Source organism: Pseudomonas sp. LBUM1641, assembly GCF_059716235.1.
The window spans coordinates 612364-625605 of the sequence record NZ_CP166815.1 but is presented as its reverse complement, the minus strand read 5'-3'; the positions used below and the strand labels follow the sequence as shown (position 1 = coordinate 625605).

The following is a 13242-nucleotide window of genomic DNA, read 5'->3' as shown; positions in this document are numbered from 1 at the left end:
CTGTTTCGCTCATTATTGCGCCGCCAGTTCAGTGCCCGGGATGGTCAATACCTGGCCGACCTTCAGTTCATCGGTCTTCAGGTTGTTGGCACTGCGCAAGGTCGCCGCAGACACCTGGAACCGCACCGCCAGCATTGCCAGGGTGTCGCCCGGTTGCACGCGATGGTCACGCGGACCCTGGGCGATCTTCCCGGAATCACGCAGCCAGGCGATGTAGGTGCCCGGCGGCGGGTTCTGCTGGAAGAACTGGCGAACACCGGAGCTGATGGAACGCGCCAACGCCTGTTGATGGCTGGAAGAGGCCAGTTTCGAGGCTTCGTTGGAGTTGGAGATAAACCCGGTTTCCACCAGGATCGACGGAATATCCGGCGACTTGAGCACCATGAACCCGGCCTGCTCCACGCGCTGTTTATGCAGCGAAGTGACGCGACCGATATTGCTCAGGACTTTCTGCCCGACGTTCAGGCTGGAGGTCAGCGAGGCGGTCATCGACAGGTCGAGCAATACGCCGGCGAGCATTTTGTCCTTGTCGTCGAGGGACACGTTGCCGGCCCCGCCGATCAAGTCGGAACGGTTTTCACTGTCCGCCAGCCAGCGGGCGGTCTCGGAAGTGGCGCCGCGATCCGACAGGGCAAACACCGAAGCACCAAACGCAGCAGCCGAAGGGGCGGCGTCGGCGTGGATCGAGACGAACAGGTCGGCGCCCTTCTTGCGGGCGATTTCGGTACGGCCACGCAGCGGAATAAAGTAGTCGCCGGTACGGGTCAGCTCGGCGCGATAGCCTTTCATGCCATTGATCTGGCGCTGCAGTTCGCGGGCGATGGCCAGTACCACGTCTTTTTCATGCTGGCCGCGCGAGCCGGAGGCTCCCGGGTCTTCGCCGCCGTGACCGGCATCGATGACCACGATAATGTCACGCTTGCCCGCGGGTGCAGGTGGCGGTGGCGGCAATTTGACCTGGGGTTGCGACTGGTTGACCGGCACCGCCGGTATCGTCGCGACGCTTGGGGTTGGCGCAGGCGGCGGCGCGGCATCGGCGGCGTTGTCGAACAGGTCGACTACCAGCCGGTTGCCATATTGCGCGTTGGGCGCCAGCACGAAGCTTTTCGGGGTCACGGCCTTTTTCAGGTCGATGACCACCCGCAGATCGGTCGGCGTACGTTGGGCCGAGCGCATCGCGGTAATCGGGGTATTGGCCATGGCGACTTTCAACGGCGCGGCCAGGGTCGCACCGTTGATATCAATCACCAGGCGATCGGGCGCCGTAAGGGTGAAGACGCTGTGCTGAACCGGGCCAGACAGGTCGAATACCAGTCGCGTGTTATCCGGTGCCCGCCACAGGCGAACACTTTTCACCTGTGAGGCCGCCAGTGCATTGAAAGTCATTGCCGCAAGCAACACCCCTACGACAGTAACCAACGCGCGAAAGCGCATACCTAACCCCATTAATTATTTGAATTCCAATGCCAAAGCGGCGCACCACGACTCGCCGCGCGCGCTCTGGGACAACAACTTCAGCTGACGTCCATGCTTATGCGGGGTAATGGTAATGGTCAGGTCCGGCTTTGGCAAAAAGCCTGTGCCTTTATCTGGCCACTCGATCAGGCATAACGCGTCTTCATCGAAGTAATCGCGGATGCCCATGTATTCCAGTTCTTCGGGATCCACCAGGCGATACAGGTCGAAGTGGAAAGCTCGTACGTCGCCAATTTCGTAGGGTTCTACCAAAGTGAACGTAGGGCTTTTCACAGCACCTTGATGCCCCAACCCGCGAATGATGCCCCTGGACAAGGTGGTTTTCCCGGCGCCCAAGTCGCCTTCCAGAAAGATCAAGCCCGAGCCTTTCGTCACCTGGGCAATACGGTTACCCAGCGCGACCATGGCGTCTTCATCGGACAGGAAAAGAACTACTTCAGACACGGCGATTGCTCCTCCAGCAACTGACGAATGGCAGGAATCAGGTCACTGGCGGCCAGCCCGCGACCGTAGATGCCCTGGCGATCTCCGGCAGTGGCATGCAGCCAGACCGCCAGGCAGGCGGCATCAAATGCCGACATGCCTTGAGCCAATAAAGCACCGACCAGGCCAGCCAACACGTCGCCCAGGCCGGCCGTCGCCATCGCCGGATGGCCCTGATCACAGCGGGCAACGCGGCCGTCCGGGCTAGCGATCAAGCTGCCTGCGCCCTTGAGGATCGCTACTGCATTGAATTTCTGACTCAACGCGCGCGCTACGTTAAGGCGGTCGGCCTGAACCTCGGCTGTCGAAATGCCCATCAAGCGGGCGGCTTCGCCAGGATGTGGAGTGATCACACTATTGGCCGGCAAGCTGACGCTGCCCGTCGCCAGCAGGTTCAAGGCGTCGGCATCCCAGACCTGCGGCTGCCTGGCGTTGGCCGCTACCGACAGCAGGCTTTTGCCCCAAGAGGCTTCGCCCAGGCCCGGGCCGATGACGATCACGGAAATTTTTTCCAGCAAGCCCATCAACTGATTGGCCGAGTGCACGCCCACGGTCATGACTTCCGGCAACCGCGCCAGCGCCGCTGCAACGTGCTCGCTGCGGGTCGCCAGGGAAACCATGCCGGCACCACTGCGCAGGGCACTTTCGGCGCTGAGCAAGGCGGCGCCGCCAAAACCCCGGTCGCCACCGATCAGCAATACATGGCCGAACTGGCCTTTATGGGCGTCCGGGGAACGCGCAGCGAGTTGCGGCAATTGGCCGGGCAACAGGTGCTGAACGTCGGGTATTTCGTGTTTTGTCTGCGGCATGCGTCTTCAAGCTCCGATGTCTGGCAGAATTATACGCATCTAACCTGCGGTTTCTCTTGTTCATGCCTGCTATTACCTACGACCTGCCCGCCCTCGCCCAATCGATCAAAGACTGGGGCCGCGAGCTGGGCTTTCAACAAGTGGGCATCAGCGGCCTCGACCTCGCCGAGCATGAACAGCACCTGCAGCGCTGGCTCGACGCCGGCTACCACGGCGAAATGGACTACATGGGCGCCCACGGCAGCAAGCGCTCACACCCGGAAGAACTGGTTCCCGGCACCTTGCGCGTGGTGTCGCTGCGCATGGACTACCTGCCCGGCGACACTCAAATGGCCCAATTGCTGGCCAAACCCGAAAAAGCCTACATCTCCCGTTACGCGTTGGGCCGCGACTATCACAAGCTGATCCGCAAGCGCGTGCAGCAACTGGCCGACCGGATTCAGGCACAGATCGGCCCGTTCGGCTTCCGTGCGTTTGTCGACAGCGCCCCGGTGCTGGAAAAAGCCATCGCCGAAAAAGCCGGGCTGGGCTGGATCGGCAAAAACACCCTGGTACTCAACCGCAAGGCCGGCAGCTACTTCTTCCTGAGCGAGTTGTTTGTCGACCTGCCGTTGCCGGTCGACCCACCCCACGCCACCGAACACTGTGGCCGTTGCACCGCCTGCCTGGACATCTGCCCTACCAACGCCTTCGTCGGCCCCTACGTGCTCGACGCCCGACGCTGCATTTCCTACCTGACCATCGAGCTGAAAAGCGCGATTCCCGAAGACCTGCGCCCACTGATCGGCAACCGGGTATTCGGCTGTGATGACTGTCAGATCGTTTGCCCGTGGAATCGTTTCGCCCGGCCTACCGACGAAGGTGATTTCAAGCCACGGCACAATCTGGATAACGCAGAACTGGCCGAATTGTTCATGTGGGACGAAGACAAATTTCTCAGCAGCACCGAAGGCTCGCCCCTGCGCCGCGCCGGCTATGAACGCTGGCTGCGTAACCTGGCGGTGGGCCTGGGCAATGCGCCGTCAAGCATTCCGGTGCTGGAAGCGTTGAAGGCGCGAAGGGAATACCCGTCGGAACTGGTGCGCGAACATGTGGAATGGGCGCTGAACCAGCACGCCGAACGTCAGTGTACGTCGTCGTTGTAGACGAACTTGGGCATTTCCCAATGGAAGCGGATCGCCAACAGACGCAATAGAAAGCCGCTGAACAGCGTCAGCAGGATCGATTGCTCGCTGGGCAGTTCCAGATAGATGCACAGCATGTAGAACCAGGCGGCCAGGAACGACACGCTGGCGTACAGCTCGCGGCGGAAGATCAGCGGGATGTCGTTGCAGAAGATGTCCCGCAGGATGCCGCCGAATACCCCGGTGATCACACCGCTGACCGACGCCACCAGCATGCCGTGGCCCATTTCCAGGGCGGTCATGCAACCGATCAGGGTAAAGGCCACGAGACCGACGGCGTCCAGCGCGAGGAACAGCGAGCGCAGGTGGCGCATCAGTGGGGCGATGAAGATTGTCACCAGAGCCGCGATGGAGGTCAGCACCAGGTATTCCGGGTGCTTGACCCAGGTCAGCGGGTAATGGCCGAGCAACACGTCACGCACCGAACCGCCGCCCAGTGCCGTCACGCAGGCGATCAGCACCACACCGAACCAATCCATGCCCCGCCGCCCGGCGGACAAGGCGCCGGTCATGGCTTCGGCGGTAATGGCGACGAGGTAGAGCATCAGCAGCATGGTGGCGATCCTTGCAAAGTTGTGGCGAGGGGGCTTGTCCCCCGTTGGGGTGCGAAGCAGCCCCTTTTAAAGGCAATAGAGTTTTCAGGTAGATCGGGATGTCAGATTTTAGGGCCGCTTCGCAGCCCAACGGGGGACAAGCCCCCTCGCCACAGACAAGCCCCTCGCCACAAAAGCCCGCTGGGCTCAGGTATTACCGCTTTAGAACTTGATGAAATGCTTGCGGTAATGCTGCAGCTCGGCAATCGACTCGCGAATATCGTCCAACGCCAGGTGGGTGCTGCCTTTATGGAAGCTGTCTTTGACTTCCGGCGCCCAGCGCGCTGCCAGTTCCTTCAAGGTCGACACGTCCAGGTTGCGGTAGTGGAAGTAGCTTTCCAGCGCTTTCATGTGGGTATAAAGAAAGCGGCGATCCTGGCAGATGCTGTTGCCGCAGATCGGCGACTTGCCCTTGGGCACCCACTTTTCCAGGAAGGCGATAGTTTCCGCTTCAGCCTCGGCCATGCTGACGCGGCTGTCACGCACGCGCTGGGTCAGGCCCGAGTTACCGTGGGTGCGGGTATTCCACTCATCCATGGTCGCCAGCACGGCGTCGCTGTGGTGAATGGCAATCACCGGACCTTCGGCCAAGGTGTTGAGGTTGCTGTCGGTGACAATGGTCGCCATCTCGATGATGACGTCGGTGTCAGGGTTCAGACCGGTCATTTCCAGATCGATCCAAATCAGGTTCTGTGGGTTTTGCATGTCGTGGTTCCTTGGCACCTTGGCGTAGCTGCGCAGTTTAGCAGGCAGGGCGTGCTAGACTCGCGACCGTTTTACCTAACCTTTGCATTATCGACACGGAACACCAATGGCCAAACGCCAGCTCAACCGTCGCCAAAACTGGCGCATCGAAAAGATTCAGGGCGAACGCGCTGCCCGCGCCGCCAAACGTGAGTCCTCCGCCGTGGAAGCGCTTGAGGGCGGCGACCTGGGCCCCGAGCAAACGGGGCTGGTGATCGCGCACTTCGGTGTGCAGGTCGAAGTCGAGGCCACAGAAGGCGACCACGCCGGCCAGGTATTCCGTTGCCACTTGCGCGCGAACCTGCCTGCGCTGGTGACCGGCGACCGGGTGGTATGGCGTGCCGGCAACCAGGGCATCGGCGTCATCGTCGCCCAGTTGCCGCGAACCACTGAACTGCGTCGCCCCGACAGCCGTGGCCAGCTCAAACCGGTGGCGGCCAACGTCGACATGATCGTCATCGTCTTCGCGCCACTGCCCGAGCCCCATGCCAACCTGATCGACCGCTACCTGGTAGCCGCCGAACACGCCGGCATTCGCCCGCTGTTGCTGCTGAACAAATTCGACCTGATCGACGAGCAGAACGCCCCGGCGCTCAACGCGCTGCTGGCGGTGTACCGCACCCTCGGCTACCCGGTGCTGGAAGTCTCGGCGCATCACGGCAATGGCATGGAACAATTGCAGACTGAACTGGATGGACGCATCAGCGTGTTCGTCGGCCAGTCGGGTGTGGGCAAGTCGTCCCTGGTCAACAGCCTGTTGCCGGAAGTCGAAACCCGTGTGGGTCCATTGTCGGAGCTGTCCGGCCAGGGCACCCACACCACCACCACTGCACGGCTGTTCCACTTCCCGGGCGGCGGTGAACTGATCGACTCCCCGGGCATTCGTGAATTCGGCCTGGGCCATGTGAGCCGTGCCGATGTTGAGGCGGGCTTTATCGAGTTCAACGACTTGATCGGCACCTGCCGCTTCCGCGACTGCAAACATGACCGCGAGCCGGGTTGCGCCCTGCTCAAGGCCCTGGAAGACGGCCGCGTGCAGCAGCAGCGAATGAACAGCTATCGCTCGATCATCGCCAGCTTGCCCGAGACCAGCTATTAACAGGTAGGAGCGAGCTTGCTCGCGAAAAGCGTGAGGGCGCCGCGTGCATTCAGAGAGCACGCGTCATCGTTAACGTCCATCGCGAGCAAGCTCGCTCCTACAGGATGTAGCAGATACAAAAAGGCCGCGATCATCGCGGCCTTTTTGTGTCCGGCTTACGAGCCAGTGGCTGGCTGAGTCGGGTCTTTCATTCCACCGTCATCAAACAGGTTCAGCTTCTGCCGCAGCTCATGGGCCGGCAACGGCTCCTGGTCGGGCGGCAGTGCGTTCGGGTCTGCCGGCACTTCGCCCGGCGCGCCTTCACCCTGGGTCGGTACCGGTGCCGTCGCAGGCGGTTCACCTTCAATCGCCCGCTGGGCCTTTTTGGTCAGCACGACGATATCGATGCGTCGGTTGATCGGGTTGAACGGATCCTTGGGATCAAACAGCTGCGAGGAAGCAAACCCCACCACCCGTGCCACTTGCGGGTCCGGATAGCTGCCGGCGACCAGTGCACGACGCGCGGCATTGGCCCGGTTGGCCGAGAGCTCCCAGTTACCGAAGTCGCCCTGCCCTGCATATGGCTTGGCGTCGGTGTGGCCACTGATACTGATCTTGTTCGGCACGGCCTTGATGGTGTCGGCCATGGCCAGCAGGATGTCTTCAAAGTACGGCTTCAACCGCGCGCTGCCAGAGTCGAACATCGGCCGGTTGGCGGCGTCCGTGATCTGGATGCGCAAGCCATCTGGCGTGATTTCGAAGGAAATCTGGTCCTTGAACTTCAGCAGTTGCGGGTTTTCCTCAACCTTGGTTTGCAGCTCTTGCAGCAACAGCTCGAGGCGTTCCTGCTCAACCTGATCAGCCATGGCCTCGACGGTATCGCGCTCGATCGGAATTTTTTCCTGGGGCGAGTCAGTCTTGATTTCAGGATTGATGGTGCGCTCGGGCGCCAGTTGCGGCGAACCACCGAGGTCGATCACAAAAGGCGTGCCGCTCTCGGAGAAACCGATGGGGTCCTTGAAGTAACCGGCGATGGCGATCTTCTGTTCCGGCGTGGCAGTGGACATCAGCCACAGCACCAGAAAGAACGCCATCATCGCCGTCGCAAAGTCGGCGAAGGCGATTTTCCAGGCGCCGCCATGGTGCCCCGCAGCGAAGCGCTTGACGCGCTTGATGATGATCGGCTGGTTGTTTTCCATGGCTTAGCGACCGCGAACCGCTTGTTCCAGCTCAGCGAAGCTTGGACGGTGCTTCGGATACAGGACCTTGCGCCCGAACTCCACCGCCAGCGAAGGCGGCATGCCGGAAGCCGAAGCCACCAGGCACGCCTTTATCGCTTCGTACAGATTCACTTCTTCCTTGGCATCGTGGGCCAGAGAAGTGGCCAGCGGGCCGAAGAATCCATAAGCCGCGAGAATACCGAAGAAGGTACCCACAAGTGCCGCACCCACGTGCATGCCGATGGCGGCCTGATCGCCTTCGCCGAGGGAGGCCATGGTCACCACGATCCCGAGAACCGCCGCAACAATACCGAAACCGGGCATGCCGTCGGCGATGCCGGTCACGGCGTGGGAAGGGTGTTCCAGCTCTTCCTTGAGGCTGAACAGTTCCATGTCGAACAGGCCTTCCAGCTCATGGGGCGCCATGTTGCCGGACGACATGATGCGCAGGTAATCGCAGATGTAGGCGGTCATGCGCTCGTCTTTGAGCACCGCCGGGTACTTGGCGAAAATCGGGCTCGCCGAAGCGTCCTCGATGTCGCCTTCGATGGCCATCATGCCTTCGCGGCGGCTCTTGTTGAGGATCTCGTAGATCAGCCCCAGCACTTCCAGGTAGAAGGTGTGGGAGAAGCGCGAGCTGAACATGCCCAGCGACTTCTTGATCACGTGCATGGTCATGTAGCCAGGGTTGGCTTGCAGGAATGCACCGAACGCCGCACCGCCGATAATCAGCACTTCGAAGGGCTGGATCAGCGCCGCAATCTTGCCGTGGGAAAGGACGTATCCGCCGAGCACGCTCGCGATGACGACGATGATGCCGATAATTTTAGCCATAGGGGATGAGTACTTGCGCCGTCGGGTTCAGGGTCATATTCGCAAGAGTTGAAAACTCTTGTTCTACTTATCGGCAAATCTGCGCCAGACTATAGCTCGTTATGGCGAAAAACCAGTTCGGCCCGTCCCGGGCGTGTTGACCGCAAGTGATGATCGCGCCCCAATCATGGCAAATGAAACGACAGTCCCACCTCAAAAACCCACGACGCTGGCCGCATGGATAAAGCGTCTGGACGATGTGCTCTTGCCTGTTCCGCAGGCGAGCCACGACCGGGTCTGCAAGGCCATCAGCGACAACCGCAATTCGTTGCGCGATATTGCGGAGCTGATGCAGAACAGCCCGGCACTGGTGCTCAGCGTGATGCGCGAGGCGAATAACCAGTCCCACGGCAGCCTGGCGGAACCGGCGGAAAACCTCGAAGTGGCGATCAATCGCCTCGGCCTCAAACGCACCGAGGAACTGCTGTCGCGCCTGCCTTCAGTGCCACTGAATGAAATCCCCGTGGCCCTGCGCCAGTTGCAGATGATCAGCCAGCACGCCTCGCAACAAGCCAGCGGGCTGTTCGCCAGCCGCCTGGCCCGGTTGTGGCAGGACATCCATTGGGGCAGCCTGCTGTTTCTTTCGCCGCTGTGGCCGATGGCGATTGCGTACCCCAAGCTGTTGGAAGAATGGGAGCTGCGGGTGATTCACAAGGGCGAATCGGCCCGCACAGTCGAACAGGAATTATTCGGCGTACGCCTGCTGGACCTGTGCCTGGGATTGACCGAGGCCTGGCGCCTGCCGATCTGGGTGTCCCAGGGTTATACGTTGCTGCTGACGGAACAGCGTTTGCTGGCCAAGGCGCTGCGCATCGCCCGCGAAGACGAGCCGTTGCGCCAACAGCAGTTGCTGGATGCCGACCCGAACCTGCGCCGCTGGCTGAATCAGCCGGCGAATACCGTGCTGTTGGCCAACGGCCTGGCGCTGGCGGCGCAGGAGTCGTGGACCTGCCCGCACACCCAACGCTGGCAATACCTGACCGCGCTTTACCTGCAACAACCGCTGGCCGAGGTGCAACAACAGTCTCACCAACACGCAGCGATCAGTGCCCGCAACACCCTTATGCGCGACCTGTGGCACCCGGCGCTGTCGTTGATCTGGCCCTGGGATGTGCAGCGTGTTCACCACGGGTTGCTGCCGGCACCGCCGCCCACCGCCGAATCCCTGGCGATCTGGCGCAAGCGCTGCACCGAATTGCTGGTAGAGCCGAGCCGCTTTGCCAACGCCATGCACCTGACCACCTGCGCCAAGGAAGCCCTCGTGGCCTGCGGCATGCAACGGGTGATGTTGCTGATGGCGGACAAAACCCTGAGCGCCTTGCGGGTGCATCAAGTCGACGGCCTGCCCAAGGACGCCGACCACCTGAGCCTCGACGCGACACAAAGTACCCTGCTGCAACGCCTGCTGGCCAAGTCCGCCCAGGTGCGCCTCAACCCCGACAATCACGCCCAGTTCTCGGCACTCCTGCCTGCGCAACTGCACCGCCTGTTCAAGGGCGAACATCTGCTGCTGCGCTCCGTAAGTTGCAATGGCCGGGTGGTGATGCTGATGGTGGCCGACCAGGGCGGCGGGCCGTTCTCGGAAACCACTGTGCAGGCCTTCGGCAAAACCGCCCAATGCATCGAAAAGGCCCTGCACAGCTTTACCAACCGCAGCGCCTGAAGCTTGCGCTACAATCGCCGTCCTTTAGCGCCCAACTTTTATGCCCAGGAGACCTCACATGCCTGACTTCTCTGGCTTGCCGCTGGTTATCGAGGCCAGTGACCTGCTCGGTCGCCTTGATGCCGAACACCTGATTCTGGTGGACCTCACCAGCGCCGCGCGTTACGCCGAAGGGCATATCCCCGGCGCACGCTTTGTCGACCCCAAGCGCACCCAACTGGGACAGGCGCCAGCGCCGGGCCTGCTGCCGGGCAAGGCTGATCTGGAAAAGCTGTTCGGCGAACTGGGCCACACCCCGGATGCCACCTACGTGGTGTACGACGACGAAGGCGGCGGCTGGGCCGGGCGATTCATCTGGATGCTCGACGTCATCGGCCACAAGAAATACCACTACCTCGACGGCGGCCTGCTGGCGTGGCTGGAAGAAAAACACCCCGTGTCCACCGACGTACCGGCCAGCGCCGGCGGCCCGGTCAGCCTGACGTTGCATGAAGAACCCACCGCCACCCGCGAGTACCTGCAAAGCCGCCTCGGCGCTGCCGACCTGGGCATCTGGGATGCTCGCGGCCCGCTGGAATACTCCGGGGAGAAAGTCCTCGCGGCCAAGGGTGGACACATCCCGGGCGCGGTGAACTTCGAATGGACCGCCGGCATGGACAAGGCCCGCCAACTGCGGATTCGCCGCGACATGCCGCAGATCCTCGAAGACCTCGGGCTGACCAAGGGCAAAGAAATCATCACCCACTGCCAGACTCACCACCGTTCTGGCTTCACCTACCTGGTGGCCAAGGCGCTCGGTTATCCGCGAGTCAAAGGTTATGCCGGCTCCTGGGGCGAATGGGGCAACCACCCCGACACCCCCGTTGAGATTTAAGGTTTAAGGACAGTTAATGAAAAAGCAGTTGTTCATCCTCAGCCAGTACTTGCTGCCCCACCACCTGCTGTCGCGTCTGGCCGGCTGCATTGCCGAATGCCGCGTGCGCTGGTTCAAGAATGCGTTCACCACCTGGTTCGCCAAGCGCTATCAAGTGGACATGTCCCAGGCCCTGGTTGAAGACGTGACCGCTTACGAGCACTTCAACGCCTTCTTCACCCGCGCCCTGAAAGACGGCGCACGCCCGCTGGATCAAACCCCAGGCGCGGTATTGAGCCCGGCCGATGGCGCCGTCAGCCAGTTGGGCCCGATTGAACATGGTCGGGTGTTCCAGGCCAAGGGCCACAGCTTCAGCGTGCTGGAATTGCTCGGTGGTGATTCGGCGGTGGCTGCGCCATTCATGGGCGGTGATTTCGCCACGGTCTACCTGTCGCCGAAGGACTACCACCGGGTGCACATGCCATTGGCCGGCACCCTGCGGGAAATGGTCTACATCCCTGGCCGCATCTTCTCGGTAAACCAGACCACCGCCGAAAACGTGCCGGAACTGTTTGCACGTAACGAGCGTGTTGCCTGCATTTTCGACACCGAACGTGGCCCGATGGCCGTGGTGCTGGTGGGTGCAATGATCGTGGCGTCGATTGAAACCGTATGGGCCGGCCTGGTAACGCCGCCGAAGCGCGAACTGAAAACCTTCCGCTACGACGAAGCTGCCCGCGGGCCGATCCATCTGGAAAAAGGCGCGGAGCTGGGACGCTTCAAGCTGGGTTCGACGGCAATCGTGCTGTTTGGGCCGGACCAGGTGACATGGTCGGCAGAAATGCGGGCGGGGACGCCGGTGCAGATGGGTCAGGGCATGGGTTTGCCAAAGGCTTGATCTGAAAATCACATGTGGGAGCACGCTCCCACATGTCTGTTTCTGGTGCTTACAACTGACCGTCGCGGTCGCGGAAGCCCAGCAGGTACAACACGCCATCCAGCCCCAAGGTTGAAATCGCCTGTTTGGCCGATTGCTTGACCAGCGGCTTGGCGCGAAACGCCACACCCAACCCGGCAATCGCCAGCATCGGCAAGTCATTCGCCCCGTCGCCGACCGCAATGGTCTGCTCCAGACGCAACCCTTCCTTGTGTGCCAATTCCCGCAGCAGGTCAGCTTTACGCTGCGCGTCGACAATCGGCTCCACCGCCACGCCCGTCACCTTGCCGTCCACCACTTCCAGCTCGTTGGCGAACACATAGTCGATGCCCAGCTTGGCCTGCAATTGCTTGGCAAAGTAGGTGAAGCCGCCCGACAGAATCGCAGTCTTGTAGCCCAGGCGCTTGAGTTCGGCGAACAGGGTTTCGGCGCCTTCGGTCAGGCGCAGGGAGGCACCGATGGAGTCCAGCACGCTCACATCCAGGCCCTTGAGCAGCGCCAGGCGCTCCTTGAAGCTGGCACGGAAATCCAGCTCACCGGCCATGGCGCGCTCGGTGATTTCCGAGACTTGCTCACCGACACCGGCAGCCTTGGCCAACTCGTCGATGACTTCGGCTTCGATCAGCGTCGAATCCATGTCGAACACCGCCAGGCGGCGATTGCGGCGGAACAGCGAGTCTTCCTGGAAGGCGATATCGACGTTCAGTTCCTGGGCAACGCTCAGGAATTCGGCACGCAGGGCCTGAGGATCTGCCGGCTCACCGCGTACGGAGAACTCGATGCAACCCTTGCCCTTGTCTGCTGGCGTGTCCAATGGCATGCGACCCGACAGACGGTCAATATGGTCGATATTCAAACCGTACTGAGCCGTGATCGAACTGACACGCTGCAATTGCTCGGCCGTCACCTTGCGGGTCAACAGCGTCACGATATGGCGTTTCTTGCCCTGGCCGGCCACCCAGCTCTGGTAATCCTCTTCGGACACTGGCGTGAAGCGCACCTGCTGATCGAGCTTATACGCCGTAAACAGGATGTCCTTGAGCACGGAAGAGGCTTGCTCGGTGCTGGGAATTTCCACCAGGATGCCGAACGACAGCGTGTCGTGAATCACCGCCTGGCCGATGTCGAGAATGTTCACACCACCCTGGGCCAGAACACCGGTAATGGCTGCGGTGAGACCCGGACGGTCTTCACCTGTGATGTTAATCAGGACAATTTCGCGCAAAGCGCACCCCCGAGCTGGAAAAAAACCGCATTCTACCCACTTTCAGTGACCATCGGGCACAGCCAGCGCTTTGCCGGTCTTGGGCCTGTCGCTATACTGCGCGT

At 61.4% G+C, this 13242-nt stretch carries 13 protein-coding genes; 5 read left to right on the top strand and 8 right to left on the bottom strand.

Annotation, left to right across the window (positions count from 1 at the left end; genetic code table 11):
- Positions 1-12: 12 nt before the first annotated feature.
- From ACA046_RS02790 to ACA046_RS02780, 3 genes are read right to left on the bottom strand one after another with little or no spacing between them, the layout of a single operon-like run.
- Positions 13-1446: an N-acetylmuramoyl-L-alanine amidase gene (locus ACA046_RS02790; protein ID WP_497675873.1), complete on the bottom strand. Its 1434-nt coding sequence runs from the start codon at positions 1444-1446 to the stop codon at positions 13-15.
- A gap of 3 nt (positions 1447-1449) precedes the next feature.
- Complete coding sequence (gene tsaE, locus ACA046_RS02785; RefSeq protein ID WP_076018059.1) at positions 1450-1920, bottom strand: tRNA (adenosine(37)-N6)-threonylcarbamoyltransferase complex ATPase subunit type 1 TsaE; 471 nt, start codon at positions 1918-1920, stop codon at positions 1450-1452.
- Positions 1908-2768 carry an NAD(P)H-hydrate dehydratase gene (locus ACA046_RS02780; RefSeq protein WP_459025700.1) on the bottom strand — a complete coding sequence of 287 codons (861 nt, stop codon included), beginning with the start codon at positions 2766-2768 and terminating at the stop codon, positions 1908-1910. Before ACA046_RS02780 ends, tsaE begins: the two co-directional genes overlap by 13 nt.
- A gap of 62 nt (positions 2769-2830) precedes the next feature.
- Between ACA046_RS02780 and queG the strand changes: the two genes are divergently transcribed.
- Positions 2831-3913, top strand: a complete 1083-nt coding sequence (queG, locus tag ACA046_RS02775) for a tRNA epoxyqueuosine(34) reductase QueG (RefSeq protein ID WP_318301890.1) — start codon at positions 2831-2833, stop codon at positions 3911-3913.
- On the opposite strand, the gene ACA046_RS02770 is transcribed toward queG, so the two are convergent.
- Positions 3892-4506 (bottom strand): trimeric intracellular cation channel family protein, encoded by a 615-nt coding sequence (locus ACA046_RS02770; protein ID WP_076018062.1) that lies wholly within the window; start codon positions 4504-4506, stop codon positions 3892-3894. The genes queG and ACA046_RS02770 overlap by 22 nt on opposite strands.
- 201 nt (positions 4507-4707) lie before the next feature.
- Positions 4708-5250: an oligoribonuclease gene (gene orn / locus ACA046_RS02765; RefSeq protein WP_003217529.1), complete on the bottom strand. Its 543-nt coding sequence runs from the start codon at positions 5248-5250 to the stop codon at positions 4708-4710.
- 106 nt (positions 5251-5356) lie between these two features.
- Here orn and rsgA point away from each other — a divergent pair, with 106 nt between their 5' ends.
- Positions 5357-6388, top strand: a complete 1032-nt coding sequence (rsgA, locus tag ACA046_RS02760) for a small ribosomal subunit biogenesis GTPase RsgA (protein WP_076018064.1) — start codon at positions 5357-5359, stop codon at positions 6386-6388.
- A gap of 155 nt (positions 6389-6543) precedes the next feature.
- Here rsgA and motB read toward each other — a convergent pair whose 3' ends face one another.
- Positions 6544-7566 carry a flagellar motor protein MotB gene (gene motB / locus ACA046_RS02755; protein ID WP_497675872.1) on the bottom strand — a complete coding sequence of 341 codons (1023 nt, stop codon included), beginning with the start codon at positions 7564-7566 and terminating at the stop codon, positions 6544-6546.
- Between the two features lie 3 nt (positions 7567-7569).
- Positions 7570-8421 carry a flagellar motor stator protein MotA gene (gene motA, locus ACA046_RS02750; protein ID WP_258343415.1) on the bottom strand — a complete coding sequence of 284 codons (852 nt, stop codon included), beginning with the start codon at positions 8419-8421 and terminating at the stop codon, positions 7570-7572.
- 166 nt (positions 8422-8587) lie between these two features.
- Here motA and ACA046_RS02745 point away from each other — a divergent pair, with 166 nt between their 5' ends.
- Genes ACA046_RS02745 through asd form a run of 3 tightly spaced genes read left to right on the top strand, consistent with a single transcriptional unit; the run spans position 8588 to position 11874 of the window.
- Positions 8588-10123 carry an HDOD domain-containing protein gene (locus ACA046_RS02745; RefSeq protein WP_497675871.1) on the top strand — a complete coding sequence of 512 codons (1536 nt, stop codon included), beginning with the start codon at positions 8588-8590 and terminating at the stop codon, positions 10121-10123.
- Between the two features lie 58 nt (positions 10124-10181).
- Positions 10182-10997 carry a rhodanese-like domain-containing protein gene (locus tag ACA046_RS02740; RefSeq protein WP_459025691.1) on the top strand — a complete coding sequence of 272 codons (816 nt, stop codon included), beginning with the start codon at positions 10182-10184 and terminating at the stop codon, positions 10995-10997.
- A 16-nt stretch (positions 10998-11013) separates the two neighbouring features.
- Positions 11014-11874 (top strand): archaetidylserine decarboxylase, encoded by an 861-nt coding sequence (asd, locus tag ACA046_RS02735; protein ID WP_076018069.1) that lies wholly within the window; start codon positions 11014-11016, stop codon positions 11872-11874.
- 49 nt (positions 11875-11923) lie between these two features.
- On the opposite strand, the gene serB is transcribed toward asd, so the two are convergent.
- Complete coding sequence (gene serB / locus ACA046_RS02730) at positions 11924-13138, bottom strand: phosphoserine phosphatase SerB (protein ID WP_003217536.1); 1215 nt, start codon at positions 13136-13138, stop codon at positions 11924-11926.
- Between the last annotated feature and the right edge of the window lie 104 nt (positions 13139-13242).